This window comes from Pseudomonas sp. GW821-FHT02A11 (genome assembly GCF_059421985.1).
Genome location: NZ_JBWKWB010000018.1, coordinates 73,825 through 99,575 on the forward strand (window position 1 = coordinate 73,825; position 25,751 = coordinate 99,575).

The window sequence follows — 25,751 nt, forward strand, 5'->3', positions numbered from 1 at the left end:
AGCCGACTGACGCACCGTCATCGCGGGCAAGCGCGCTCCTACAGGGTTTTGCGTTCTCTTGATAATTGAATTCGTCATGACCAAGCCCGAGCATCCCAAACCGCCGCGCAAAAAGCCCAAGCCGGCCACAGCTGCCAAGCCCGCCGCCCCTCGCGAGAAGGCCAGCCTGCACCCGCGCAATCGTCATCAGGGCCATTACGACTTCCCGCGCCTGATCAGGAGCAGCCCGGAACTGGGCACGTTCGTGATCACCAACCCCTATGGCAAGGAAAGCATCGACTTCGCCAATCCAGCGGCCGTGCGTGTGTTCAACCGCGCGCTGCTCAAGGCGTTCTACGGCATCGCTCATTGGGATATCCCGGCGGACTACCTCTGCCCGCCTATCCCTGGTCGCGCTGATTACCTGCATTTTCTCGCCGACCTTCTGGCCGAGCACAATGACGGCATGATTCCTCGCGGCGCAGCGATCAAGGCGCTGGACATCGGCACTGGTGCCAACTGCATCTACCCGCTGATCGGCCACAGCGAATACGACTGGCACTTCGTGGGCTCGGACATCGACAAGATCGCCCTCGCCTCGGCCAGCACAATCGTCAAGGCCAACGCCCTGGGCAAGGCCATCAGCCTGCGCCAACAGAACGATCGCAAGCACATTCTGGTCGGGCTGCTGCAGGCCGACGAGCGCTTCGACATCACCCTGTGCAACCCGCCCTTCCACGCTTCTGCCGAAGAGGCCTTGCGCGGCAGTCAGCGCAAATGGCGCGCGCTGGGCAAGGCCGATCCCAAGCGCAAACTGCCGGTGCTGAACTTCGGGGGGCAGGCGGCGGAATTGTGGTGCGAAGGGGGAGAGGCGCGTTTCGTCTCGCAGCTGATCATTGAAAGCGCTCAGGTGCCAAAACAGGTGCTGTGGTTCAGCACGCTGGTGTCCAAGGCGTCCAACCTGCCACTGATCGAGAGCACGCTGAAAAAAGCCGGCGCCGTTGAAAGCCGCGTGGTCGAAATGTCACAAGGGCAGAAGCAAAGCCGCTTCGTCGCCTGGACGTTCCACGACAAGACGCAGCAGGCCGCGTGGCGTGCCGAGCGCTGGGCGCAGGCCGCTCGCTGAGCCAAACAGCAGGCACAAAAAAACCGTGTCCGGATCACTCCGTTACACGGTTCTCCCTACAAGCAGCGTTTTCGCTTACTTGTTGACCGAGTCAGTCAGCACTTTGGCTGGAACAAACTTGACGACTTTCTTGGCAGCGATTTCGATGGCAGCGCCAGTCGAAGGGTTACGGCCGGTGCGCGCTGGGCGCTCGGTGACTTTCAGCTTGCCAATGCCTGGCAGAGTGATTTCACTACCGGATTCCAGTTGGTCAGCGACGATTTGGCCCAATTGGTCGAGAGCGTTGCGCGCGGTGGTTTTAGGCGCGTCGATAGCTTCTGCGATATCGGCGATCAATTGGTCTTTAGTCAGAGCCATGGTGGTGTTCCTTCCCTATCAAATTCATATGGTTTGCAGAGTGTGTACAGGCGCGAAATGTAGATACCTAAAACGGCCTTTGGTTCGGCCGAACGCCCACAAACTGCGTGCTTGGCGCGCTTCAGTGCGCAAGACCGGGCAAAACTAGCACAGAGCCAAGCAAATATCCGCACCTACCTAGCCATTTGGTCAGCTTTATCGCGATTGCGGCATAAAAAAGTCATATTAATGGTCATGGCGCCCTGTTTCAGGCGTCGCCAGCACGCGCCGAGCCAGTCTGCGGTACACTTGGCGCCTTTCGCACGGGCCATGCTTGCCCTGTCTCAGTCCACTTCAGTCGCCGAGAAATCCATGCCGATCCGTCATGCCATCGTTCACCTGATCGACAAGAAACCCGACGGTACGCCTGCAGTCCTCCACGCTCGAGATTCTGAACTTGCGGAGTCCCAGGCCATCGAGAACATGCTGGCCGATCTCAACGAGAGCTATAACGCCAAACAAGGGAAAGCCTGGGGCCTGTTTCATCCGGAGTCGGGCGCGCACCCGTTCAGCGGCTGGCTGAAGGAATACCTGGACGACGGCAAGGACTTCACCGCATTCAGCCGTGTGGCCGTCGAGCATCTGCAAAAGCTGATGGAAGAATCCAACCTGTCGACCGGCGGCCATGTGCTGTTCGCCCACTATCAGCAAGGCATGACCGAGTATCTGGCCATCGCCCTGCTGCACCACAGTGAAGGCGTGGCCGTGACCGAGGCGCTGGACGTCATGCCGTCGCGGCATCTGGACCTGGGCCAGCTGCACCTGGCGGCGCGGATCAACATCTCCGAGTGGCAGAACAACAAGGCCTCCAAGCAGTACATCTCGTTCATCAAGGGCAAGAACGGCAAGAAGGTCTCCGAATACTTCCGCGACTTCATCGGCTGCCAGGAAGGCGTCGACGGCCCGGGCGAAACCCGCACGCTGCTCAAGGCCTTCAGTGATTTCGTCGAAAGCGAAGACTTGCCGGAAGAATCGACCCGCGAGAAAACCAAGGCGCTGGTCGATTACGCCAGCAGCCAGAGCAAGATGGGCGAGCCGATCGCCCTGGAAGAACTCTCCGGCCTGATCGACGAAGACCGCCCGCGCGCGTTCTACGAGCACATCCGCAACAAGGACTACGGCCTGTCGCCTGAGATCCCGGCCGATAAGCGCACGCTCAACCAGTTCCGCCGCTTCACCGGCCGCGCCGAAGGCCTGTCGATCAGTTTTGAAGCGCACCTGCTAGGCGACAAGATCGAGTACGACGAAGAGAAAGGCACGCTGATCATCAAGGGCCTGCCCACGCAGCTCACCGACCAGCTCAAAAGGCGCTGACCGCATGTTCGTGCGCACACTCAAGAAGTTCGTGTTGATCCTGCTGGTGGTCGTGGTCTACCAGAACTGGGGCAAGATCCAAAACCTTGTCCACCCCGACCCTGCCGTCTCGGCGCAGGTCCAGAGCAACGCCAGGGTCACCCTGTATGCCACCGACTGGTGCGGCTACTGCAAACAGACACGACGCTTCCTGGACAGCAAGGGCATTCCCTATACCGAGTACGACATCGAGAAGTCCAAGGAAGGCCGCAAGGCATACGAGGCGCTGGGTGGTCGCGGGATCCCCCTGATCGACGTGAACGGCACGTTGATCAGAGGATTTTCGCCGCAAGAGATTCTTGCCGCGCTGAAATGACTCAGCGCTTTTCGATACGAAAGCCGTAGCGCGGGAAGTGCACATGCACCACGCCTGCGCGCTCATCCTCGCGACGCAGGATGATTTCTTCACGGCCACTGAACATCAACTCGCCGTGAACCGGGTTCACCCCATAGTCCACCGCCGACACGCTCACCTGCTGGCCCGCCTGGAAACCATTCGGATCGCTGAACGCCTCAACCGGTAGCGGCGCGGGTGTGGCGGCGCGCGCGATTTCGACGGCGTCTGCCGAGCTCAGCTCACTCGCCGCTCCGTGCCCAAAGCCGACGACGCGCTGATACCACGCCAACACTGCGGGGTATTCATCGACCAGGGGTGCGGTGACCGGGGTCTGCTTCAGGAACCACAGGGTGTGAGCCACGGCAAAGTCGGCAATCGAGGGCACGCCCAGCAGGAAGTCGCCGCTGCGCTCGAGCTGGGTTTCCAGACGCGCCATCAGGGTTGGCCACTGATGCTGTGCCAGCTCCAGCGGCACCCGCGTCGCGCTGCCGCCGTCGAAGAACGTCGCGCGGTCGGCCACGAACGCCTTCACACCCTCCGGTGGCAACTTGGCAAAGCGAACGGCCAGTGAAGCGGGCTGGAAAACCAGGCTCACCGAGTGCAGGAACAGCACCGTATCGGCCCAGTTCGCCAGACTCGCTGCAGTGAATTCCTGACCTTCGGGGTAAAAGCTGGGCGATGATTTTTCAGCTTCCAGACGACGGGCGATCAGCGCCGTGTCGCAGTAGATGTCGGCGCCGACCTGCAGCACAGGCGTCTTGCGATAACCGCCGGTCAGCGCGAGGACATCGGGCTTGGGCATGATCGGCGGGATGATCACCGAGCGCCACGACAGCCCTTTGAAACCGAGCATCAGGCGCGCCTTTTCGGCGAACAGGGACGTTGGGTAGTGATGCAGGATCAGCTCACTCATATTTCGACCTCGGGAAGCATGCATTGAATCCGGGAATGACGATCTCGCCTCACCGCCCGGCCACGGTACTCAGACAGTGGCCTAAGTTGAGCGTTGCCAGCGATCACCACAAGTGACGTACAAGCCAAGTTCAGAGACGGTAGTCAGAGCAAGCTGATTTCGAACACATGGGAGATGGTCTGGCTCCTCGCATCCCAGACATACCGAACGTGCTTGCCCTGCACCGGAAGGGAGACTGCCGGAGGGCGAAAGGCTGCCACACACTCATGCCCCTCCAGACGCACGCTGCGGTAGAGCAATCCCCAGGATCCCTCATCTCGCAACGCTTTCGCGAAACCTTGCGGCGTACCGTAACGGGCAGGATCAGGGTCATGCAGTTCGGGATAATCGGCGCGCACGTCGTGAACGGGCTTCACGACCTGATTGACGTAGGTGCGCAGAGTCAGCTCGATATCCTGCTCATGGGTCGCCGCGAGAAATCGCTGCTGATGAAAGCGCGTTTCTGCAATAGCGGCGGCCTGGCTGTTTGCTGCGTAATAGATGCCGTAAGTCCCGTCGGTAAAACGGCTCGCCTTGCCGATATGAGTAAACGCCGCCATCACAGGGGTGGATCCGGGGCCAGATACGCGGTCCTCGACAGCGACTCTGCGCAGGACGCCACACTGATCCAGCAGACGATCGTTGGTCATCGCCTCCAGCGCATACGCCATCTCGAGGTCGGCAGGGTTCAGCACATCCTCGAACAACGTGATCGGAGGAAACGCACTGTTGATCATCCTGAAGGCCGCCTCCCACGCCGGTACCACGGTCTGCGGTTGCTTCATCAGCCGCGCACTCCGTCCAGATACCGACGCACGTCTGCGATGTCCACTACACGTCCCGCCAACATGTATTGCAATGCGGACTGGCCGTTGAACGGTGCCGCCGTGTTGGGTTTGGCGACCCACTCATAGGCACGTTCCAACTGATTGCTGAAGATGATGCTGAGCGCCTTGTGGATGCCCATCAGATAGGAAATCCGCTCAAGGGTGTCGTGAGGCAGGCGTATGTCAGGCGTGCGTCTGTACTTGTAGAAAGTGGTGTTGCTCACGGCGCCCAGCAGCGTTCGTTGCTGCTCGACGGAGCAACCCCAATGCGTCATGAGATTGAAAAAAAACGTCAGCGCGACACGCCCGGCTTCGGGGGTGTCGACGCCAACGCCATCACTGTGAGTGATCGCCAACGCCGTCATGAATTGCGCTCCTGCTCATCGGATCTGACGAACAGACTAGTACACATACGAACGGAATGAAACAGGTAATTCACATGCGAAAATTCTGACGCGCTATGAAAATACTCGCCTACACAACCTCGTCTGTCAGCCTACAGAGCAGTGGGGCAAAGGCTAACGCGTGACAGAAGAAAACTCTCAACCAGCGCTTCCTTGGCGCTTTTGCGCAGCTTTTTGATCAGACGCTCCTGACGCAGCGCCTCACCTTTGTCACGGCAGGACTCAACGTAAACAAGGGCCACCGCAGGGCTCGAGAAGAAAAAGCGTGCGCCCTTGCCGCTCTGATGCTTGGCAAAACGCTTGTGGGGGTCGTCGCTGATACCGCAGTAAAGCGAGCCATTGGCCGCACGCACCAGGTACACGAACCACGGTTTGGGCGCAGCGGTCTCGGGTGCGGGGTCGATGGTAGCGGCGGAGTCAGTCATGTGAACGATGGGCAGGGTACGCAGGAGCCGCGATTCTAACAGAGGCTCAACGTCCTGCCTGATACGCCTTCAAACCCGTTTGCGCCTGCACGCGGATGGCGTTCTGCACAAACGGGGTCCAGCCCAACAGCGCGCCTTTGGCGCCCAAGGCCTGGCGGGACCAGCGCCACAGATCGAAGTGATCGTGATGCTCGCAAATCTTGCCGTCGCGAAACACGAAGCGCGCCTGAATGTCGTTGACCACCGTGCGGCCGGTCTGGCTGAACAGGTAGGTCGCCACCCAGTGTGCGCCGCCCGAACGATCGTCGGCCCGAACATTGTCAAAACGCAACGAAAACCCCCTGGCCCGGGAGGTCAGCATGCGCCACATGTCACTCGCCTGTCGGCCACGCAGCTCGCCGAACACCGGGTCGCTGAACAGCACGTCATCGGTGTAGCAGGCAGCCATGGCTTCGGCGTCGAGCCGATTGAACGCCTCGTAGAAGCGGGTGATCAGCGCGCCGTTGAGTTCACTGGAGTTGATATCGCTCATGCGCCATACGTCCATGGAAAAAGATGCCTGCACGATAAGCGGCTATACGGCGTTTTGCCATGGACATTCGCCAGAGAAATACCTGGGTCACACTTTCTCGCTGGTGACGTTCACGTACTGCGCGCGACCTGCGCCCATCCCGGCGAGGATGGCGCCGACGCCGATGATGCCGAAGATCCAGCCGACCGCGCTCCAGTTGCCGGTCCAGTCATGCACCACACCCACGGCGAACGGGCCCAGCGAAGCCAGGGTGTAACCCACGCCTTGAGCCATGCTCGACAGGTTGGCGGCGACATGGGAGTCCCGCGAGCGCAGCACGATCAGGGTCAGCGCCAGACTGAAAGTACCGCCCTGCCCCAAGCCGAGGACGACCGCCCAGACCCACAGCTGATTGATCGGCGCATACAGACAGCCGTACAGACCGCCAAGGGTCAGCAGCATGACCAGCAGAATCGCCAGACGCTGATCCTTGCCGCGAGTCGCCAGCCAAGGTGCAGTGAGGGAGCTGAGCAGTTGAATCATGATCGAGCCCGAGAGCAGCAGCCCGGCTTCGGTAGGCGTCAGGCCACGACCGATGAGGATCGAAGGCAACCAGCCAAACACGATGTAGGCCAGCGACGATTGCAGGCCCATGTACAGCGTCACCTGACGGGCCAGGCGATCCCGAAACAGCCCGCGCACGCGATACGCCGCTTGATGCTGGCCATGACGCTGGCGGGTTTGCGGCCACCAGAACATCGCCGCAAGAATGGCCGGGACGATCCAGAAACCCAGGCCAAGGCTCCAGCTATCACCAAAGTACTGGCTCAACGGGACAGTCGAACCCGCCGCAACAGCCGCACCCAGACACAACGCCATGGTGTACACGCCCGTCATGGTCCCGGCCTGTTTGGCGAAGTCACGCTTGACGATGCCCGGCAGCAGGACCCCGATGATGCCGATGCTCGCGCCCGACATGATGCTGCCCGCGAACAGGCCGACTTCGCCAAACGAACTGCGCAAAAGGATGCCGCACGTGAGCGTCATCAGAATGCCCAGCACCACCCGCTCGCTGCCAAACCGTCGCGCCAGAATCGGCGCCAGTGGCGCGAACAGCCCCAGGCACAGCACCGGCAGCGTGGTCAACAAACCGGCCTTGGCCGCCGACAGCCCCAGGCTTTTCGACACTTCGCTGAGCAGCGGCGCCATGCTCGACAACGCCGGACGCAGGTTCAGCGCCACCAGCACCAGCCCCAACAACAAAAACCAGGGTCGCTTCAATGCGGGACGATGCTGCTGAACCTGTGGGTCATCAGCTTCTGCATCGATCAGCAACTCGTCGATCTCGTGATGTTTTCGGGAAGGGGATAGCGTGTCGCTCGCCGTTGGCGCCTTGGTCGTCATGGGATTCTCGTGGGGGCAGGATTGTGTAACAGCGCATTGCGCAAAGACGTAATCCTGTTGGAGATTGCCAGAGAACACAAGTTTCGTGAGGATTGAATACACACTTGCGAGCTGATCACCCTGTAGCAGTCCGGCTTGCCGGCGGTGGCGTCATTGAAGTCGCTGCCGCCGGCAAGCCGGACTGCTACAGGCAACCAAAGAACCCGGGCACAAAGCCCGGGTCCAGGTTAAAGCAGTGGGTAGTTCAGTGATGGGCGACAAATATAGGCTTGGAAACGCGGAGGCTTTCTCACACCTACATGCCGCGCGGGGATAAGCACCGGACCACATCTCTTACTAACTTTAAGGAATATATAGCGTACAGTCCTGCAGCAAAACCAAAAAGCAGTCCTCCGTCCATGCTCACCTTTGCCCATAGAAGGGACGACCCTACGCAAAATACAAGCACACAGCAGATGAGCAATGCCGCGACGTACGTCAGTCTGCGATCGACCGAACCTCTAAAAAGTAGAAACATTGCACCACAGTACACTGATTGGGCGAGTAAAGTTCCTATAGCGGACACGGCAAGCAAGACAAAGGCAGCAGGTCCGTCATCAACATGGACTGCGCCTTGAACATCCCAAAAAACGGCTATCCATGGTGCGATGGGCAGCAAGCTGAACAAAAAGATTGACGTAATAACCCTGCTCTCACTTACAGCTTTATTGCCAGCCATTATATTCCCCATACAAAACTGATCGGAGATCCGATATTACCGTTGAATGGAGATCGGAACCTCTCCCTCGATAACGATCTGATAAGGTTTTCCTTTTGCACCACCCAAGTAGCGACCACCCGCTGTTGCTGCCTCTCCAAGCTCGGAGCGATGTGTGCTCGCATTAAAATCATAAGTATCATTATACGCCCTTGCAACACCACTAAACGTAAGTCTTCCATCATGCGACTTATTCACCACGCCTTCAATCTTCAGCGTAATATGCCCCAACCAAGTCCAGGTAATCCACGAATCTTGTTTGGTATTATAGGAGATCCGCGGAATATTTATTGGCGAACTCCCAATTCCCGCAGAGGCAAGCGCACTCTCAAGAGCCGGAATCATTGTTGTTGATAGATTCAACCCTAAACGATTTATATTTGTCGTTACGTCTGCGCCGCTTCCGTCCAAATAGTGGGACCAAGCCGAAAACGGCGTAAGGATCCCCCCCGACAGCTCGCGAGCCTCTGAAATTGGTCGTCGGTATCCCCATCCCGATATGGCTTTCCTGACTGCGTCCGTCGAGAGGGCATGGGGATTCAGACACATATATTTATCAGCGAGCGGAATCTTAGAGATATCAAACGCAAGCTCAGCGGTCAGACCATATCTCCATCCGTTTTGGATTTGCCTGTTAACCTCCTCAAGATGCATAAGCATCATTTCTCTCCAATATCCCTCACCGTACTTATGCAATCTCTTAGGATGCATGGAAGCCATGAAGGCGCCGGGATTTGGAAAAGCAGCTGCTCCTCCGAGAGCTGTTGAAGAAAAAACAGGACCTACCGCACTTACGGTTAAAACCGGCAATGTAATACCACTACTCATAGCACCCTCCTTGGGCTAAAAATCCACCTTTATCAATTACAAGTGGCAGTGAGCAGTTTAAATATCGACTGTAGAAAACAACAATGAGACATCTCCGCATAAACGGTAGGAACATTCTTTAAACACGTACCTGACATCCAGAAAATTCACAGCAAGATCACTCACCGGCTTTCAACTTGCATTGGAAAAATAGACATGCAATATGGATATCCCTCGTGGGATCGCAACGAAAACATACAGCTAAGTTGATGCTTTGATAGAAAAAAACCCGGGCCCCAGGCCTAATGCCAGTCAGTTAAGACTGAGACATTGACCTTTCTCCCGAAGGCCGCAAAATCCGATGCTTGGAAACGAGCATCGGATTTTTTATGCGCCTGTCACAAGCCCTGTCCCTCACTCACGAAATGGCATCGCGGCCAAATGCCCTTGAGGGTCTGGGAGCTTTGCTCGATCCGGACATCGTGAAACAAGCTTTTGAAACAGCGGGCGTCTCGACCATTCGCAAGCGTCGCCTCCCGCTTGAAAGCCTGGTGTGGTGCATCATCGGCATGGCGTTGTTTCGCCGGATGTCGGCCTGGGATGTCGTGAATCACATGGACATCATGCTGCCGGGCAAGCGGCCTCTTGTGGCGCCCAGCGCGGTTGTGCAAGGACGGCAACGGCTAGGTAGCGAAGCTGTACGTGAAGTTTTCACGCTCACCCAACAGCGATGGCACGAAGAAACCAAGCACCCGCAATGGTTGGGGCTGACACTACTGGGCGTTGACGGCGTTGTCTGGAACACGCCTGACACAGCGCAAAACCGAGCGTGTTACGGCGGCGCGACCAATCAGCATGGGGATGGCGGTTTTCCTCAGGTTCGGATGGTCTGTCAGATGGAGCTGACCAGCCACCTGCTGATAAGCAGCACTTTCGAGAGCTATCACAGTAGCGAAATGAAGCTGGCAGAACAGTTGATCGCCACCACCCCGAACCATTCGTTGACCCTGTTCGACAAAGGTTTCTATTCATTGGGCTTGCTGCACCACTGGCAATCGCAAGGCGAGCATCGGCACTGGTTGATCCCCTTGAAAAAGGGCACTCAGTACGAGGTGGAGCACAAGCTTGGGCGCAATGATGCCGTGGTCGTGCTGCGCACCTCGCCCCAGGCTCGCAAGCAATGGCCAGGCTTGCCGCTGGAAATGCGAGCGCGGCTGCTCAGCAAAACAATCAAAGGCAAGGTTGTAAGCGTGCTGACCTCCATGACCGATGCCCTGCGCTTCCCGGGTGATGAGATCGTCGATCTTTACAGTCAGCGATGGGAAATCGAACTGGGCTACCGAGAGATCAAGCAAGGACTTTTAGGGGGTGAGTACACATTGCGGAGCAAGACGCCGGAGATGATTGCGCAAGAGTTGTGGGGCGTGCTCTTGGGCTACAACCTGTTGCGGTATCAGATGGTGCAGATGTCGAGACAGTGCACGGGGGTCTATCCATGCGAAATGAGCTTTACCGCCTGCAGTTGGGCAATTTTAGGCTTGCTGCACGGCACATCACTCAACCATCCCGGCAATCTGCCTGGATTTCTGGCAGATCTACAGGCATCAGCAGCGCAGTATGTTCTGCCTCATCGGCGACCTGATCGATGGTTTGCGCGGGTGGTGAAGCAACGACCAGCAAAATACCCGACCCGAAAATAAAAATGCCAGTCAGCTTAACTGACTGGCATTAGGCCCCAGGCCCGGGTTTTGGTTAGAGCAGCGATTGACTCAGTGCAGGATCTGGCTGAGGAACAGCTTGGTGCGGTCGCTTTGCGGGTTGTCGAAGAAGTCGTTTGGCGCGGCCTGTTCGACGATTTCGCCTTTGTCCATGAAGATCACGCGGTTGGCCACGGTGCGGGCGAAGCCCATTTCGTGGGTCACGCAGAGCATGGTCATGCCTTCTTCCGCCAGGCCAACCATGGTGTCCAGAACCTCCTTCACCATTTCCGGGTCAAGGGCGGAAGTCGGTTCGTCGAACAGCATGATCTTCGGCTTCATGCACAGAGCACGAGCGATGGCCACACGCTGTTGCTGACCGCCGGAAAGCTGGCCCGGGTACTTGTGCGCCTGTTCCGGAATGCGTACGCGCTCCAGGTAGTGCATGGCGATTTCTTCAGCCTTTTTCTTCGGCATCTTGCGAACCCACATCGGCGCCAGCGTGCAGTTCTGCAGGATGGTCAGGTGCGGGAACAGGTTGAAGTGCTGGAACACCATGCCGACTTCACGGCGGATGGTTTCGATCTGCTTCAGGTCCGAAGTCAGTTCGGTGCCATCGACGATGATGCGACCCTGCTGGTGCTCTTCCAGACGGTTCAGGCAGCGGATGGTGGTCGACTTGCCCGAGCCCGACGGGCCGCACAACACGATACGCTCGCCCTGACGCACGTTCAGATTGATGTCTTTCAGTACATGGAACTGGCCGTACCACTTGTGTACGCCTTCCATCCGGATCATGCCTTCGGCGCCCAGAGGCTTGCTGATAGCTTCACTCATCACATAACTCCTAACGCTTGTGGCCTGTGTCCAACTTACGCTCCAGGTGCATGGAGTAGCGGGACATACCGAAACAGAAGATCCAGAACACCAGGGCCGCGAATACGTAGCCCTCGGTCGCCATGCCGAGCCACGTCGGGTCGGCGGCAGCTTGTTTGACGCTGTTGAGCAGGTCGAACAGGCCGATGATGATCACAAGGCTGGTGTCCTTGAACAGCGCGATCACGGTGTTCACCAGGCCCGGAATAACCAGCTTGAGCGCTTGCGGCAGAATCACCAGGCCCATGCGGCGCCAGTAACCCAAGCCCATGGCGGCAGCGGCTTCATACTGACCTTTGGGAATGGCCTGCATGCCGCCACGCACCACCTCGGCCACGTAGGCCGACTGGAACATGATCACACCGATCAGGGCGCGCAGCAGCTTGTCAAAGTTCATGCCTTCTGGCAGGAACAACGGCAGCATCACTGACGACATGAACAGCACGGTAATCAGCGGAACGCCACGCCAGAACTCGATGAACGTCACGCACAGCACGCGAATCGCCGGAAGATCGGAGCGACGCCCCAGTGCCAGGATCACCCCCAGTGGCAACGCACCGGCGATACCGACAGTGGCGATCACCAGGGTCAGCATCAGACCGCCCCATTGGCTGGTCGCGACTTCCTGCATGCCGAACCCGCCGTGCAGCAGGATGTAGGCAATGATCGGGTAGAGCACCAGGAAGCACAGGCCGTAGATCGCCTTGCCAGGCGTGGCTTTGATGAACAGCGGCGCCGCGCCGATGATCGCCAGCCAGACGGTCAGATCGACCCTCCAGCGCAGCTCCTGCGGGTAGTAGCCGTACATGAACTGGCCGAAGCGCTGTTCGATGAACACCCAGCAGGCGCCGGCCTTGGTGCAGTCGGCGCGGGTGGTGCCGACCCAGTTGGCGTCGAAGATCGCCCAACTGAGCAGCGGTGGCACGACCAGCCAGATCAGGTAGATCGCGAACAGGGTCAACAGCGTGTTGAGCCAGTTCGAGAACAGGTTCTGGCGCATCCATGCCACCGGGCCGAAGACTTTGCTCGGCGGCGGCATGTCAGGTTTGAAAGTATGGGATGTCATGCGCGTGTCCTCACCGCTCGATCAGCGCAATGCGCTTGTTGTACCAGTTCATCAGCAGAGAAATACTGATGCTGATCGCCAGGTAAACGCTCATGGTGATTGCAATGACTTCGATTGCCTGACCGGTCTGGTTGAGAACGGTACCGGCGAACAACGAAACCATTTCCGGGTAACCGATACCGGCGGCCAGCGAAGAGTTCTTCGCAAGGTTCAGGTACTGGCTGGTCAGCGGCGGAATGATCACTCGCAGGGCTTGCGGAATGATGACCTTGCGCAGCGTCGGGCCCGGGCGCAGGCCCAGGGAACGTGCGGCTTCGGTCTGGCCGTGGCTGACAGACTTGATGCCCGAACGCACGATCTCGGCGATGAACGCCGCGGTGTAGACGGTCAGGGCCAGGGTCAACGCGAGCAGTTCAGGGATCAACACCCAGCCGCCGACGAAGTTGAACCCCTTGAGTTCAGGCACTTCCCAATGCACCGGCGCACCGAAGATCGCCGCGCACAGCGCCGGGATTACGATGAACAGGGCCAGGCCCGCCCAGAACTTGTGGAACGGCACGCCCGTTTCTTCGAAGCGTTTGTTCGCCCATTTGGTCATGAACGCAATGGCTACGATGGCCAGCACGACGCTGATCACGAACGGCCAGGTGGCATCGTTGGTGATCGCTGCCGGCATGTTCAAACCACGGCTGCTGACGAAGAACGAACCGAAGAAGCCGTGCGCAGCGCGAGGGCCGGGCAGCGTCAGGAAGACCGCGAAGTACCAGAACAGGATCTGCAGCAGTGGCGGAATGTTACGGAAGACTTCGACGTAGACCGTCGCCAGCTTGTTGATGATCCAGTTGTTGGACAGCCGCGCCACACCGACGATGAAGCCCAGCAAGGTCGCGAGAATCACGCCGATGAAGGTGACCAGCAGCGTGTTGAGCAAACCGATGAGGAAAACACGCGCGTAGGAGTCCGATTCCGTGAAAGGAATCAGGTGTTGCGCGATGCCGAAGCCGGCGCTGTTTTCAAGGAAACCGAAACCTGAGTTGATGCCCCGGTGTTGCAGGTTGGTCTGGGTGTTATCGAACAGATACCAACCCATCGCGACTACAGCGATAACCGTGATTATCTGAAATAGCCACGCACGCACTTTGGGATCGCTGAGCGATAGCCTCTGCTTGGGTGCGCTGATCTGATTTTGCATGGGAGTGCCCCGGAAGAAATGCCACGAAGTACCCGGCTACGCATTACGTAGCCGGGCACAGCTCAATCAACGCACAGGTGGTGCGTATTGAATGCCGCCAGCGTTCCACAGAGCGTTCTGACCACGGTCGATTTCCAGAGCCGTGGATTTACCCAGGTTCTTCTCGAAGATCTCGCCGTAGTTACCTACTTGCTTGACGATCTGAACGACCCAGTCCTTTTTCAGCTTCAGCTGCGGACCGTAATCACCGTCAGCACCCAGCAGACGGGCTACGTCCGGGTTCTTGGTGGATTTGGCTTCAGCTTCGACGTTCTTGGAAGTCACGCCAGCTTCTTCGGTGTTCAGCAGTGCGTAACCCACCCAGCGAACGATGGTGGTCCATTCTTCGTCGCCGCGCGCTACAACCGGCCCCAGAGGTTCTTTGGAGATGGTTTCAGGCAGAACGACATAGTCTTTCGGCGAGGCCAGTTTGGAGCGTTGTGCGTACAGCTGCGACTTGTCGGAGGTCAGCACGTCGCAACGACCGGATTCCAGCGACTTGGCGCTTTCGTCGGAAGTGTCGAAAGTGATCGGGGTGTACTTCAGGTTGTTGGCGCGGAAGTAGTCGGACACGTTCAGTTCGGTGGTAGTACCGGCCTGGATACAGATGGTCGCGCCGTCCAGTTCCTTGGCACTTTTCACGCCCAGCTTGCTGTTGGCCAGGAAGCCAACGCCGTCGTAGTAAGTCACGAAGCCCGGGAACATCAGACCCATGCTCGCGTCACGGGAGCTGGTCCAGGTGGTGTTACGCGACAGGATGTCGATCTCGCCGGATTGCAGCGCGGTGAAACGCTCTTTGGCGTTCAGCTGGCTGAACTTGACCTTGGTTGCATCACCGAACACGGCAGCGGCAACAGCACGGCAGAAGTCGGCGTCGATACCTTGGATCTTGCCGTCTTTGTCCGGAACCGAGAAACCTGGCAGACCGTCACTCACGCCGCACTGGATGAAGCCTTTTTTCTGAATCGCGTCCAGTTTGGCGCCCGCTTGAGCGAAACCAGTGATGCCGAGTGCTGCTGCGGCGGCCACTACAGCCAGGGTGGATTTCAACATCTTCATTCAAACCTCCAGTTTGCCCTTTGTTGTGTAGGAGCTTTAGCCCCGTCGCACCCTTGTGAGGCATTGATGACCCGTGCTGGCTTGTTTTTGGGTCATGCGACGTAAGACCCGCATCCGGTTCCGCATCTGACATATGTTCAGTGCCGGTCGGATTCGATTTGGTCAAATGGACTGAAGCTCCTGATGTCTCGCAGCCTTGCAGGCTTGCGAGCGAATCGTGCCGGGAATCCTTTGATAGACTCCATGCTGCCTCGTCGTCCCACCAGGCTGCATTAGCCTAGTAGTGTTACCGCCCGAGGTGAGCGCCTTCACTCCAACTGATTTGTAGCAAAGCGCGTACCAGCATGGTGGCAAACTCGAATTAGCGACAGGTCAAGATCAAAACTTGTAACCTTGCGACATCTTCTTTCATATCTGACAACCCCTGCGCACTGCGTTAATGCATCGCGGGAAAACACGCGCACACAAATGGAGCACGCATGAGCGAACCGCTGATCATCGAGCCTGAAAAAAACGCCGATGCCTGTGTTATCTGGCTCCACGGGCTGGGTGCCGACCGTTACGACTTCATGCCCGTGGCCGAAGCGCTGCAGCAATCGCTGCTCTCCACCCGCTTCGTGCTGCCCCAGGCGCCAACCCGCGCGGTGACTGTCAACGGCGGTTACGAAATGCCGAGCTGGTACGACATCAAGGCCATGAGCCCGGCCCGCGCCATTGATCGCGAGCAATTGGAAGGCTCGGCGCAACGCATTCTGTCGCTGATCGAACAGCAACGGGACAGCGGCATCGATCCGGCTCGCATCTTCCTGGCGGGCTTTTCACAAGGTGGCGCAGTGGTGTTGCACACAGCGTTTTTGCGCTGGGAAGGCCCGCTGGGCGGGGTTGTGGCGCTGTCCACCTACGCGCCGACCTTCAGCGACGACATGACCCTGTCTGCCAGTCAGCAGCGCATTGCGGTGTATTGCTTGCATGGCATCTACGACGAAGTGGTTCAGAACGCCATGGGGCGGTCCGCCTATGAGCACCTGAAGGCTCAGGGCGTCACCGCGACATGGCAGGAGTACCCAATGGGCCACGAAGTGTTACCGCAGGAAATCGCCGACATAGGCGTCTGGCTCGGGGATCGGCTGCGCTAATCGGCTGATTTTTCCTTTCTTTTTGCCTGCGGATTTGGTATGGCACTACGCCGCGCCGGGTTCTTGCTTTACACTGCCCGGCGTACATTCCTTAATCAATCGACGAGATGACCGTGCTCAAAGCACTTAAAAAAATGTTCGGCAAAAGCGAGGCTGAGCCACTCGCGCCCGCTGCGCCCCTCCCCGCCGCCGAAAGCACGAGCCAAGCCGCTCACCGGGAACACGCCACGCCAGTGGGCCCTTCTGCGCAACCGCAAACATCCGAAGCCACCGAGCGGCCCCGGCCAAAGGCCGAACGTCCACGCCGCGAACGCGCGCCCAAGCCTGTCGTCATTCCCTGGAAACTCGAAGACTTCGTGGTCGAGCCCATGGAAGGCAAGACCCGCTTTCATGATTTCCCTCTCGCCCCGGAGCTGATGCACGCGATTCAGGACCTGGGCTTTCCATACTGCACGCCGATCCAGGCAGGCGTGCTGGGCTTTACCCTCAAGGGCAAGGATGCAATCGGCCGCGCGCAGACCGGCACCGGTAAAACCGCTGCGTTCCTGATCTCGATCATCACCCAGCTGACCCAGACCCCGCCGCCCAAAGAACGCTACATGGGCGAACCCCGTGCGCTGATCATCGCCCCGACCCGGGAGCTGGTGGTGCAGATCGCCAAGGACGCCGAGGCGCTGACCAAGTACACCAACCTCAATGTCATGACCTTTGTCGGCGGCATGGACTTCGACAAGCAGCTCAAGCAGCTCGAAGCCCGTCACTGCGACATCCTGGTAGCCACACCTGGCCGTCTGCTGGACTTCAACCAGCGTGGCGAAGTGCATCTGGACATGGTCGAAGTGATGGTGCTGGACGAGGCCGACCGCATGCTCGACATGGGCTTCATCCCGCAGGTGCGCTCGATCATTCGCCAGACCCCGCACAAGGGCGAGCGTCAGACCCTGCTGTTCTCGGCGACCTTCACCGACGACGTCATGAACCTGGCCAAGCAATGGACCACGGACCCGGCCATCGTTGAGATCGAATCCGAAAACGTGGCCAGCGATAACGTCGAACAGCACGTTTACGCCGTGGCGGCGGCGGACAAATACAAGCTGCTCTACAACCTGGTCAACGACAACGGCTGGGAGCGGGTGATGGTCTTCGCCAACCGCAAGGACGAAGTGCGTCGCATTGAAGAGCGCCTGGTGCGTGATGGCGTCAACGCCGCGCAACTGTCGGGCGATGTGCCGCAGCACAAGCGCATCAAGACGCTGGAAGGCTTTCGCGAAGGCAAGATTCGCGTGCTGGTGGCCACCGACGTGGCCGGGCGCGGGATTCACATCGACGGCATCAGCCACGTGATCAACTTCACCCTGCCGGAAGTGCCGGACGACTACGTGCACCGCATCGGCCGTACCGGTCGCGCGGGGGCCGACGGCGTTTCCATCAGCTTCGCCGGTGAAGACGATTCGTATCAGTTGCCTGCGATCGAAGAAAAACTGGGTCGCAAGATCAGCTGTGAAATGCCGCCAACCGAGTTGCTCAGAGCGGTGGTGCGCAAGCAAAAGGCGCAGCCTGCTGCGGAGTGAAATTGCTCAGGCGGTTCTGAACCTGTGGGAGTGAATTCATTCGCGATCCGGTGGTACAGACGATAGATATATGTCGGATGTACCGGCCTATCGCGAATGAATCGCTCCCACACCATTTGCCACCGCCCTTAACAAAGGGCATCGCTTACTTCCAGCGATCTGCAGCCTTGTGATCGCTCTCACGCCCTTCGACCCAGCGCGGCCCTTCTGACGTGTTTTCCTTCTTCCAGAACGGCGCGCGGGTCTTCAGGTAGTCCATCACGAAATCACACGCCTCGAACGCTGCCTGACGGTGGGCACTGGCCACACCGACGAACACGATCGGCTCGCCAGGTTCAAGCGCCCCGATGCGGTGCAGCACTTCAATCTTGAGCAACGGCCAGCGTTGCTGCGCTTCTTCGGTGATCTTGCCCAGGGCCTTTTCGGTCATGCCGGGGTAGTGTTCCAGAAACATCCCCGACACGTCCCGCCCGTTGTTGAAATCCCGCACGTAGCCGACAAAGCTGACAACCGCGCCGACCCCGACATTGGCGTCGTGCATCGCATTGACTTCAGCCCCCGGATCGAATGCCGTAGCCTGCACACGAATGGCCATGCTCAACCTCCCGTTACGGTCGGAAAGAACGCCACTTCGTCGCCCTGCTCCACCGGCTCGTTCAACGAGCACAGCTCCTGGTTGCGCGCGCACATGATGCTTTGCTCGGCCAGCACATCCCACACGCCGCCTCGTTGCAGCAAGTGCTGACGTACGGCGTCGACGGTGGCGAACGAACCTTCAAGACGCTCGCTTTCAGTGCCCAGCGTCTCGCGAAAGCGGGCGAAGTATTGAACCTGAACGTAAATACTCATGACGCACCTACCGTTTCATCGGCAACGAAATGCCCGCTCTTGCCACCGAGTTTTTCCAGCAGACGTACGTGCTCGATGACCATGCCGCGATCCACGGCCTTGCACATGTCGTAAATGGTCAATGCCGCGACACTGGCGGCGGTCAGCGCTTCCATTTCCACACCGGTCTGCCCGGAGAGCTTGCAGCGGGCGACGATGTGCACGGTGTCAGCGCCTTCGGCATGGAGCTCGACCTTGACGCTGGTCAGCATCAACGGGTGGCACAGGGGGATGAGGTCGCTGGTCTTTTTTGCGGCCTGAATGCCGGCGATACGCGCCACGGCGAACACATCGCCTTTGGGGTGGCCTCCGTCGACGATCATTTGCAGGGTTTCGGGCAGCATGCGCACGCGCGCTTCGGCCACGGCTTCACGGGACGTCACGGCTTTTTCAGTGACGTCGACCATGTTGGCGCGACCTTGGGAATCGAGATGAGTGAGCACGGGATGACTCCTGGACAGGAGCCCGCATTATAGCGGCAAGACGCGAGTTTCGAGCTACAAGCTACAAGCATTAGCCCTACACCGGACCAACACTTGCAGCTCGGAACTTACAGCTCGAAGCTATTTACAGATGGCTCTCCGCATACTCGGCCAGGATCGAGCGTGGCACCCCTTGCAGGGTGATGTGCACGCCATTGGGGAAGTCCTTGAAGCGCTCCGTGAGGTAGGTCAGGCCGGAACTGGTGGCCGACAGGTAAGGGGTGTCGATCTGCGCCAGGTTACCCAGGCAGACCACCTTGGAACCGGCGCCGGCACGGGTGATGATGGTTTTCATCTGGTGCGGGGTGAGGTTCTGGCATTCGTCGATCAGGATCAGGCTTTGCTGGAAACTGCGGCCTCGAATGTAGTTGAGGGATTTGAACTGCAGCGGCACCTTGCTCAGGATGTAATCGACACTGCCATGGGTGTTTTCGTCATCCATGTGCAGCGCTTCCAGGTTGTCGGTGATGGCGCCAAGCCAAGGCTCCATTTTTTCCGCTTCGGTACCGGGCAGGAAGCCGATCTCCTGGTCGAGCCCCTGCACGCTGCGCGTCGCAATGATGCGGCGATAGCGCTTGCTGACCATGGTCTGCTCGATGGCAGCGGCCAACGCCAGAATGGTCTTGCCCGAGCCTGCGGCGCCGGACAGGTTGACCAGATGGATGTCCGGGTCCAGCAGCGCGAACAGCGCCAGGCCCTGATAGATATCACGAGGTTTCAGGCCCCAGGCTTCCTGATGCAACAGAGGCTCCTGGTGCATGTCCAGCAGCACGATTTCGTCTGCCTTCACGCCCTTGACCCAGCCGACGAAGCCTTGCTCATCGATGATGAACTCATTAATGTGCATCGCCGGGATCTGCTCATTCATCTGCACTTTGTGCCAAGTACGGCCATGATCCTGGCGAGTGTCGACCTTGCTCACACGGTCCCAGAAAGAACCGGTCAGGGTGTGGTAGCCGCGCGACAGCATGGACACATCGTCGACCAGCTGGTCGGTGCTGTAGTCCTCGGCGGCAATGCCACAGGCACGCGCTTTAAGGCGCATGTTGATGTCTTTGGTGACCAGGATGATGCGCATTTCCTTTTTGCGCGCATGCAGGTCGATCAACTGGTTGATGATGATGTTGTCGTTCAGGTGCTCAGGCAGAAGGCTGTTGGGCTCTTCGCGCTTGCTCATCAGGATGGACAGGTAACCCTTGAAAACGCCTGTACCGCGATCGATCGGTACGCCTCTTTCGACCTCCTCCGGGGTCGCTTCGCCGAGTGTCTTGTCGATCAGCCGGATAGCCTGGCGGCATTCTGCGGCGACCGAGTGCTTGCCCGCCTTGAGCTTGTCCAGTTCTTCGAGGACAGTCATGGGGAGTGCGACGTGGTGTTCTTCGAAATTGAGCAGTGCGTTTGGATCGTGGATCAATACATTGGTATCGAGCACATAGAGGATTGGCTGGTTAGAGGAAGGGGTGCGTCCGTTGTCATCCATACTCGCTCACCTTTGTAGTAGCCAGGCGACGCGACACACAAACGATGTCGCGCCACGAAAAGGCCGCCGAGGCTCTCGCCTTAGGGCAGGCGAGAATTGCGCAAAGTGGGGTCTGGAATGACGCCACCTGTGTTGCAGGGTTCGGCGGTCTGTTGTCGTAATACCGCAAAACCGATGACATAAAAAAGCGTTTTGAGAGGATTTCCAAGTTTATTTCACAGCGTGACGAATAGCCCTTGGCGGATGCCGTCTACGCGTTTACAGTCGGAAGTCCGGTCGGCAGAAAACCTGCGCGAAATTTCGACTTCCTCTTCCTCTTTATTCCCTACTCCCCTTGTGTTGCGGGCTTCTCAGCCTGATCGTCAGCGCTTGGCGCCTGATCGGCGGGCGAGTCATCCGCTGGCTCGTCGGTATCCTCGTCATCGGGCACATCCTCATCGGTTTCGTCCGACAGCTGCTGGGGATAAATATGACAGTCTTCCCACGTAATCCCGCTCGGGGCCGTGTTGGCCATCAACCATGGCACCGCCTGTTGCGCCTTGTCGGTGCTGTCGTGGAAGACGATGTTGCCGCGACGCCAGAGCAGCATCAGGGTCAGCACGCGATGGGCCGTCTGCTCGGCGCTGATGCGGCCGGTGGCGTCCTGGGAGTCGATGTTCCAGAGCGACACGCGCAGTTCCTGCTCACGGAAAAACTGCGCACTGTCGGCCCGGCGATGGCCGTAAGGGGGGCGGAACAGCGGCACGTAGTTATCGGGCAGCATCTGCTGAACCAACGCTGCACTGCGCTCGATGGAGTCGTGCCAGTCGTTCCAGTGGGCGTGAGAGCGATACTCCCAGCCTTGCAAGCCCACGCATTGCTGGCGATACAGCGTCTGCAAGGCCTCGGGCGAACTGCCTTCCACGCGGCTTTGCAGATTCTTGCCCAATACAAAAAAGGTGGCGTTGATCTTCTGCTGGCGCATGAAGTCGGCCAGCCAGTCGGTGGCGCCGCCGGAGACCGAAGGACCACTCTCGAAATTGAGCAGGAAGGTGCGATCAGGCATTTCATCGCCGCTCAACTCATCGGAGTTGTAGCGCTCAATCTCGCTGCTGGTCTGCGGGAACAACGCGGCCATGCGCAGCAGCTCATTCAGATAACGCTGGTTGAAGGCATCAGCCGGTGCGGCCCAGCGGGCATAAAAGGAATCGTCGGCGACTTTGTATTCGCTCGCACGCTGGCGCAGCATGGGCACGTCATCGACCAGCACACAGAACGACGCATCGGCTTCGCAAGAGCGTTCGGCGGCTTTCCAGTTGTCGAACAGGCGTGTCCACAGGCGATTGCGGATCAGGTTCACCGTTTGCACGTTGATCTGCCGCAGCCCGAGGCGGTCGGCCAACTGCAGGTCGTTCAGATTTTCGCTCTCCAGCAATTGATGAGCAAAGCTGAGGATCTCGGCACGGGAAGCCACATCGAACAGTTGCGGGGTTTCCAACACCTCGGGCCAGACACTGCGATCGATGGTCGCGATATCTCCTGTCGCCGCCTGGGCGTTGAGCCCCAACAGGCAGGCACCGATCAATAACAGCATGCGCAAAACGACGTGCTCCCAATCCTTGAATGAAGAGGCCGAAACCGGCGAGGCACTATAGCGGATTTGATCGGCTCCAGAATCGCCCTGCGAACGCCTCACCTTTCATTAACGATGACACCTACCTGTGGGAGCGAATTCATTCGCGAAAAATAGCCCAGATGATAAAGATGCATCGCCCGCACCGCCGCATCGCGAATGAATTCGCTCCCACAGGGTCAGCCACTGCTCTTCATTCCATCGCCTATCATCACCATAGCTGGAGTCGGCCGCGCGCAACCCCTAGAATCGCGACCACGATCAAAGGAGACGTCCGCATGCTGATGGTGATATCCCCAGCGAAAACCCTCGATTTCGAAACCCCGCCGACCACCGAACGCTTCACACAGCCTCAGTACCTGGACCACTCCCAGGAGCTGATCACGCAGCTTCGCGAGCTGACGCCTGCGCAGATCGGCGAGCTGATGCACCTGTCCGACAAGCTTTCCGGCCTCAACGCCGCGCGCTTTGGCAGTTGGACCCCGGCCTTTACCCCGAAAAACGCCAAGCAGGCGCTGCTGGCGTTCAAGGGCGACGTGTACACCGGTCTTGATGCCGAAACCCTGAAAGACGCCGACCTGGACTACGCCCAACGGCACCTGCGCATGCTCTCCGGCTTGTACGGCCTGCTGCGCCCGCTGGACCTGATGCAGCCGTATCGCCTGGAAATGGGCACCAAACTGGCCAACGCACGAGGCAAGGACCTTTACGCGTTCTGGGGCAACCGCATCAGCGAATGGCTGAACGAAGCGCTGGCCGAACAAGGCGACGACGTGCTTCTGAACCTGGCCTCCAACGAGTATTTCTCGGCCGTGAAACGCCCGGCGCTCAAGGCTCGCGTCATCGATACCGAATTTCGCGACCAAAAGAACGGCCAGTACAAGATCATCAGCTTTTACGCCAAGAAAGCGCGCGGGATGATGAGTCGCTTCGTCATTTCCGAGCGCATCGACAACCCTGAGCATTTGAAGCAATTCAATGTGCAGGGCTACTGCTTCAGCAAGGCGCTTTCCACTGCTGAAAAGCTGGTGTTCCTGCGAGATGAAAGCGACGCCTGAACACGCCGTTTATCGTGCTGTATTAAGACGCGGTTCTCATCGAACCGCGTTCAACCCCCCCTGCCCCACTTTGGCTCTGACGCTTGCGCGTGAATCGCGCCACTCGTCCCCTTGTCATCTCTTTTTCGAGGCCAATTCGGGCACTTTGAAAGTTCCGCTAATGCTTTTTGGACAGACGAGCGGCACTGTCGTCATGCGTTTGGCGCCAATAAAAAATCACCTTGAAAGTTTCCGAGATTTTTCTCAAAAATTTAACAGTGATTTTGAGTAGTGGCACTTCGACCACTCGAACTAGTGGCACCGTTACATGCACTAGCCTCAACCCCTTGGCAACAAAGGGCGAAACAGAAACTGCCATCAAAGTGCAAGCATCCGCACAAGCGTAAAGGTTTCAAAAAATCTCAAAAAGAGGACGAGCGGCCAGGAACTTCTCGGGATACCGTACGCTCCTACATCCCGTAACAATTCTCGTCCACCTTGTGAGACATCTCTTACAAGGAATAACGATAGAGCCAAAAGTTACGCTTCAACCTAGTTAGACCGCCGGTCTAATTGGTACGTGCAAGGAGAGAACGCACCAAACTAGTTGAGTTAAATGAGCAAGCACCAAATGGGTGCCTGCAGCCACTGACGAGCAAGACAATACTGAATCATGGCCAAAAGCCTTGAGCCAGAGGCGCGGCAGCGACTCGCAACTATCCGCTGGAGTGTTATGCCATATCCCAGATCGGGATCCCGTATATATACATACGCGCTACCCGACGCTTGTAACCGTATAGTTCGAGCCAGCCTAAGGAACAAGGCCGCTCACACTTAAATTCTGCCTGTGCTTGTGTCACGACATTAACTTGCCGTGCGGACGAGTGCGCGAAACTTGTAAGACAGTTCCTGAATACAGGTTCTATTTCCAGCCAACTAAATGGCGTAAAAATCGAGGAGATTACGATGCATATCAGCATCTTTGGTTTGGGCTATGTCGGTGCAGTATGTGCTGGTTGCCTCTCGGCGCGCGGTCATGATGTGGTCGGCGTGGATATTTCCAGCGCCAAGATCGATCTGATCAACCAGGGCAAGTCTCCAATCGTGGAACCAGGTCTGGGCGAGCTTCTGGAGAGCGGCATCAAGAACGGCAAACTGCGCGGCACCACCGATTTTTCCGAAGCGATTCGCGCAACTGACCTGTCGATGATCTGCGTCGGTACGCCAAGCAAGAAGAACGGCGATCTGGAACTGGACTTCATTGAATCCGTCTGCCGCGAAATCGGCTTCGTGCTGCGCGACAAGACTTCCCGCCACACCATCGTCGTGCGCAGCACCGTGTTGCCAGGCACCGTTGCCAACGTGGTCATCCCGATCCTGGAAGACTGCTCGGGCAAGAAAGCCGGTGTCGACTTCGGCGTTGCGGTAAACCCTGAGTTCCTGCGCGAAAGTACTGCGATCGCCGACTACGATCATCCGCCAATGACCGTTATCGGGGAATTCGACAAGGCCTCCGGTGACGTTCTGCAGTCGCTGTACGAAGAACTCGACGCGCCGATCATCCGCAAGGACATCGCCGTTGCCGAGATGATCAAGTACACCTGCAACGTCTGGCACGCGACCAAGGTCACCTTCGCCAACGAAATCGGCAACATCGCCAAGGCAGTCGGTGTCGACGGTCGCGAAGTGATGGAAGTGGTCTGCCAGGACAAGGCCCTGAACCTGTCGCAGTACTACATGCGCCCAGGCTTCGCGTTCGGCGGCTCGTGCCTGCCAAAAGACGTTCGCGCCCTGACCTACCGCGCCAGCTCCCTGGACGTCGAAGCGCCGCTGCTCAACTCGCTGATGCGCAGCAACGTGTCTCAGGTACAGAACGCGTTCGACATCGTCGCAGCCGCCGACACCCGCAAGGTTGCCCTGCTGGGTCTGAGCTTCAAGGCCGGCACCGACGATCTGCGCGAAAGCCCGCTGGTGGAACTGGCCGAGATGCTGATCGGTAAAGGTTTCGACCTGAGCATCTACGACGCCAACGTCGAGTACGCCCGTGTTCACGGCGCGAACAAAGACTACATCGAGTCGAAAATCCCTCACGTTTCCTCCCTGCTCAACTCGGACTTCGACGCCGTTGTCGACGGTTCCGACGTGATCATCCTGGGCAACCGTGACGAGCGTTTCCGCACCCTGGCGAACAACGCTCCAGCCGGCAAGAAGGTCATCGACCTGGTGGGCTTCATGAAAGGCACCACCACCGAAGACGGCCAGACCGAAGGCATCTGCTGGTAAAGCAGCGGCAAGCTGCAAGCTTCAAGCGACAAGTTCAAAGCCAGCTCCAGGCCTC

At 58.4% G+C, this 25,751-nt stretch carries 23 protein-coding genes and 2 pseudogenes; 8 read left to right on the plus strand and 17 right to left on the minus strand.

The window, feature by feature from the left end:
* Positions 1–76 precede the first annotated feature (76 nt).
* Positions 77–1,105 carry a 23S rRNA (adenine(1618)-N(6))-methyltransferase RlmF gene (rlmF, locus tag AC07V9_RS21970; RefSeq protein ID WP_495017742.1) on the plus strand — a complete coding sequence of 343 codons (1,029 nt, stop codon included), beginning with the start codon at positions 77–79 and terminating at the stop codon, positions 1,103–1,105.
* A gap of 75 nt (positions 1,106–1,180) precedes the next feature.
* On the opposite strand, the gene AC07V9_RS21975 is transcribed toward rlmF, so the two are convergent.
* A complete protein-coding gene (locus AC07V9_RS21975; RefSeq protein WP_062391072.1) occupies positions 1,181–1,462 on the minus strand; it encodes an HU family DNA-binding protein in 282 nt (93 codons plus the stop codon).
* Positions 1,463–1,813: 351 nt separating this feature from the next.
* Between AC07V9_RS21975 and yejK the strand changes: the two genes are divergently transcribed.
* Together yejK and AC07V9_RS21985 are read left to right on the plus strand one after the other, a co-directional pair.
* Positions 1,814–2,815 (plus strand): nucleoid-associated protein YejK, encoded by a 1,002-nt coding sequence (gene yejK, locus AC07V9_RS21980; RefSeq protein ID WP_495017776.1) that lies wholly within the window; start codon positions 1,814–1,816, stop codon positions 2,813–2,815.
* 4 nt (positions 2,816–2,819) lie between these two features.
* Positions 2,820–3,170, plus strand: coding sequence for a glutaredoxin family protein (locus AC07V9_RS21985; protein ID WP_495017743.1), 351 nt, complete (start codon positions 2,820–2,822; stop codon positions 3,168–3,170).
* A gap of 1 nt (position 3,171) precedes the next feature.
* On the opposite strand, the gene AC07V9_RS21990 is transcribed toward AC07V9_RS21985, so the two are convergent.
* From AC07V9_RS21990 to AC07V9_RS22020, 7 genes are all read right to left on the minus strand, one after another.
* Entirely contained in the window at positions 3,172–4,104 is a 933-nt protein-coding gene (locus AC07V9_RS21990) for a glutathione S-transferase family protein (protein ID WP_495017744.1), read from the minus strand.
* A 143-nt stretch (positions 4,105–4,247) separates the two neighbouring features.
* Complete coding sequence (locus AC07V9_RS21995; RefSeq protein WP_495017745.1) at positions 4,248–4,928, minus strand: RES family NAD+ phosphorylase; 681 nt, start codon at positions 4,926–4,928, stop codon at positions 4,248–4,250.
* Positions 4,928–5,335, minus strand: coding sequence for an MbcA/ParS/Xre antitoxin family protein (locus tag AC07V9_RS22000; protein WP_495017746.1), 408 nt, complete (start codon positions 5,333–5,335; stop codon positions 4,928–4,930). The genes AC07V9_RS21995 and AC07V9_RS22000 overlap by 1 nt, the downstream gene beginning before the upstream one ends.
* A gap of 131 nt (positions 5,336–5,466) precedes the next feature.
* Positions 5,467–5,799: a GIY-YIG nuclease family protein gene (locus tag AC07V9_RS22005; protein WP_495017747.1), complete on the minus strand. Its 333-nt coding sequence runs from the start codon at positions 5,797–5,799 to the stop codon at positions 5,467–5,469.
* A gap of 46 nt (positions 5,800–5,845) precedes the next feature.
* Entirely contained in the window at positions 5,846–6,331 is a 486-nt protein-coding gene (locus AC07V9_RS22010; protein WP_495017748.1) for a nuclear transport factor 2 family protein, read from the minus strand.
* Positions 6,332–6,418: 87 nt separating this feature from the next.
* Positions 6,419–7,714, minus strand: a complete 1,296-nt coding sequence (locus AC07V9_RS22015; RefSeq protein WP_495017749.1) for a CynX/NimT family MFS transporter — start codon at positions 7,712–7,714, stop codon at positions 6,419–6,421.
* A gap of 754 nt (positions 7,715–8,468) precedes the next feature.
* Positions 8,469–9,299 (minus strand): lipid II-degrading bacteriocin, encoded by an 831-nt coding sequence (locus AC07V9_RS22020; RefSeq protein WP_495017750.1) that lies wholly within the window; start codon positions 9,297–9,299, stop codon positions 8,469–8,471.
* A 368-nt stretch (positions 9,300–9,667) separates the two neighbouring features.
* On the opposite strand from AC07V9_RS22020, the gene AC07V9_RS22025 reads away from it, so the two are divergent.
* Complete coding sequence (locus tag AC07V9_RS22025; protein ID WP_495017751.1) at positions 9,668–10,978, plus strand: IS4 family transposase; 1,311 nt, start codon at positions 9,668–9,670, stop codon at positions 10,976–10,978.
* A gap of 69 nt (positions 10,979–11,047) precedes the next feature.
* Here the strand turns inward: AC07V9_RS22025 and AC07V9_RS22030 are convergent, their stop codons facing one another.
* The 4 genes from AC07V9_RS22030 to AC07V9_RS22045 all read right to left on the minus strand — a co-directional run bounded on the left by AC07V9_RS22030 (position 11,048) and on the right by AC07V9_RS22045 (position 15,207).
* Positions 11,048–11,812, minus strand: a complete 765-nt coding sequence (locus AC07V9_RS22030; RefSeq protein WP_062386562.1) for an amino acid ABC transporter ATP-binding protein — start codon at positions 11,810–11,812, stop codon at positions 11,048–11,050.
* A 10-nt stretch (positions 11,813–11,822) separates the two neighbouring features.
* The gene (locus AC07V9_RS22035) at positions 11,823–12,917 is read right to left on the minus strand and encodes an amino acid ABC transporter permease (protein WP_495017752.1); all 1,095 of its coding nucleotides are present in this window, start codon (positions 12,915–12,917) and stop codon (positions 11,823–11,825) included.
* A gap of 10 nt (positions 12,918–12,927) precedes the next feature.
* Positions 12,928–14,109, minus strand: coding sequence for an amino acid ABC transporter permease (locus tag AC07V9_RS22040; RefSeq protein WP_495017753.1), 1,182 nt, complete (start codon positions 14,107–14,109; stop codon positions 12,928–12,930).
* Positions 14,110–14,175: 66 nt separating this feature from the next.
* A complete protein-coding gene (locus tag AC07V9_RS22045) occupies positions 14,176–15,207 on the minus strand; it encodes an amino acid ABC transporter substrate-binding protein (protein ID WP_495017754.1) in 1,032 nt (343 codons plus the stop codon).
* 479 nt (positions 15,208–15,686) lie between these two features.
* Here AC07V9_RS22045 and AC07V9_RS22050 point away from each other — a divergent pair, with 479 nt between their 5' ends.
* Both AC07V9_RS22050 and rhlB read left to right on the plus strand, forming a co-directional pair.
* Positions 15,687–16,343, plus strand: a complete 657-nt coding sequence (locus AC07V9_RS22050; protein ID WP_495017755.1) for an alpha/beta hydrolase — start codon at positions 15,687–15,689, stop codon at positions 16,341–16,343.
* A gap of 284 nt (positions 16,344–16,627) precedes the next feature.
* Positions 16,628–17,914 (plus strand): annotated as a pseudogene (gene rhlB / locus AC07V9_RS22055) (ATP-dependent RNA helicase RhlB); the annotation flags it as partial.
* Positions 17,915–18,059: 145 nt separating this feature from the next.
* Here rhlB and moaE read toward each other — a convergent pair.
* The 5 genes and pseudogenes from moaE to AC07V9_RS22080 form a co-directional block, all read right to left on the minus strand.
* A complete protein-coding gene (gene moaE / locus AC07V9_RS22060; protein ID WP_495017756.1) occupies positions 18,060–18,509 on the minus strand; it encodes a molybdopterin synthase catalytic subunit MoaE in 450 nt (149 codons plus the stop codon).
* A gap of 2 nt (positions 18,510–18,511) precedes the next feature.
* Complete coding sequence (locus AC07V9_RS22065) at positions 18,512–18,757, minus strand: MoaD/ThiS family protein (RefSeq protein ID WP_495017777.1); 246 nt, start codon at positions 18,755–18,757, stop codon at positions 18,512–18,514.
* Between the two features lie 2 nt (positions 18,758–18,759).
* Complete coding sequence (gene moaC / locus AC07V9_RS22070) at positions 18,760–19,245, minus strand: cyclic pyranopterin monophosphate synthase MoaC (RefSeq protein WP_495017757.1); 486 nt, start codon at positions 19,243–19,245, stop codon at positions 18,760–18,762.
* A gap of 124 nt (positions 19,246–19,369) precedes the next feature.
* The gene (locus tag AC07V9_RS22075) at positions 19,370–20,764 is read right to left on the minus strand and encodes a PhoH family protein (protein ID WP_495017758.1); all 1,395 of its coding nucleotides are present in this window, start codon (positions 20,762–20,764) and stop codon (positions 19,370–19,372) included.
* Positions 20,765–21,179: 415 nt separating this feature from the next.
* A pseudogene (locus AC07V9_RS22080) lies at positions 21,180–22,343 on the minus strand (polysaccharide deacetylase family protein); the annotation flags it as partial.
* A gap of 311 nt (positions 22,344–22,654) precedes the next feature.
* Here AC07V9_RS22080 and yaaA point away from each other — a divergent pair.
* Positions 22,655–23,434 (plus strand): peroxide stress protein YaaA, encoded by a 780-nt coding sequence (gene yaaA / locus AC07V9_RS22085; RefSeq protein WP_495017759.1) that lies wholly within the window; start codon positions 22,655–22,657, stop codon positions 23,432–23,434.
* A gap of 945 nt (positions 23,435–24,379) precedes the next feature.
* Positions 24,380–25,696 carry a nucleotide sugar dehydrogenase gene (locus AC07V9_RS22090; protein WP_495017760.1) on the plus strand — a complete coding sequence of 439 codons (1,317 nt, stop codon included), beginning with the start codon at positions 24,380–24,382 and terminating at the stop codon, positions 25,694–25,696.
* Positions 25,697–25,751 lie beyond the last annotated feature (55 nt).

Bases quoted from the DNA above. Each gene is read 5' to 3' on its own strand.
- rlmF (WP_495017742.1), top strand. From the start codon at position 77: ATGACCAAGCCCGAGCATCCCAAACCGCCGCGCAAAAAGCCCAAGCCG.
- AC07V9_RS21975 (WP_062391072.1), bottom strand. From the start codon at position 1,462: ATGGCTCTGACTAAAGACCAATTGATCGCCGATATCGCAGAAGCTATC.
- yejK (WP_495017776.1), top strand. From the start codon at position 1,814: ATGCCGATCCGTCATGCCATCGTTCACCTGATCGACAAGAAACCCGAC.
- AC07V9_RS21985 (WP_495017743.1), top strand. From the start codon at position 2,820: ATGTTCGTGCGCACACTCAAGAAGTTCGTGTTGATCCTGCTGGTGGTC.
- AC07V9_RS21990 (WP_495017744.1), bottom strand. From the start codon at position 4,104: ATGAGTGAGCTGATCCTGCATCACTACCCAACGTCCCTGTTCGCCGAA.
- AC07V9_RS21995 (WP_495017745.1), bottom strand. From the start codon at position 4,928: ATGAAGCAACCGCAGACCGTGGTACCGGCGTGGGAGGCGGCCTTCAGG.
- AC07V9_RS22000 (WP_495017746.1), bottom strand. From the start codon at position 5,335: ATGACGGCGTTGGCGATCACTCACAGTGATGGCGTTGGCGTCGACACC.
- AC07V9_RS22005 (WP_495017747.1), bottom strand. From the start codon at position 5,799: ATGACTGACTCCGCCGCTACCATCGACCCCGCACCCGAGACCGCTGCG.
- AC07V9_RS22010 (WP_495017748.1), bottom strand. From the start codon at position 6,331: ATGAGCGATATCAACTCCAGTGAACTCAACGGCGCGCTGATCACCCGC.
- AC07V9_RS22015 (WP_495017749.1), bottom strand. From the start codon at position 7,714: ATGACGACCAAGGCGCCAACGGCGAGCGACACGCTATCCCCTTCCCGA.
- AC07V9_RS22020 (WP_495017750.1), bottom strand. From the start codon at position 9,299: ATGAGTAGTGGTATTACATTGCCGGTTTTAACCGTAAGTGCGGTAGGT.
- AC07V9_RS22025 (WP_495017751.1), top strand. From the start codon at position 9,668: ATGCGCCTGTCACAAGCCCTGTCCCTCACTCACGAAATGGCATCGCGG.
- AC07V9_RS22030 (WP_062386562.1), bottom strand. From the start codon at position 11,812: ATGAGTGAAGCTATCAGCAAGCCTCTGGGCGCCGAAGGCATGATCCGG.
- AC07V9_RS22035 (WP_495017752.1), bottom strand. From the start codon at position 12,917: ATGACATCCCATACTTTCAAACCTGACATGCCGCCGCCGAGCAAAGTC.
- AC07V9_RS22040 (WP_495017753.1), bottom strand. From the start codon at position 14,109: ATGCAAAATCAGATCAGCGCACCCAAGCAGAGGCTATCGCTCAGCGAT.
- AC07V9_RS22045 (WP_495017754.1), bottom strand. From the start codon at position 15,207: ATGAAGATGTTGAAATCCACCCTGGCTGTAGTGGCCGCCGCAGCAGCA.
- AC07V9_RS22050 (WP_495017755.1), top strand. From the start codon at position 15,687: ATGAGCGAACCGCTGATCATCGAGCCTGAAAAAAACGCCGATGCCTGT.
- moaE (WP_495017756.1), bottom strand. From the start codon at position 18,509: ATGGCCATTCGTGTGCAGGCTACGGCATTCGATCCGGGGGCTGAAGTC.
- AC07V9_RS22075 (WP_495017758.1), bottom strand. From the start codon at position 20,764: ATGGATGACAACGGACGCACCCCTTCCTCTAACCAGCCAATCCTCTAT.
- yaaA (WP_495017759.1), top strand. From the start codon at position 22,655: ATGCTGATGGTGATATCCCCAGCGAAAACCCTCGATTTCGAAACCCCG.
- AC07V9_RS22090 (WP_495017760.1), top strand. From the start codon at position 24,380: ATGCATATCAGCATCTTTGGTTTGGGCTATGTCGGTGCAGTATGTGCT.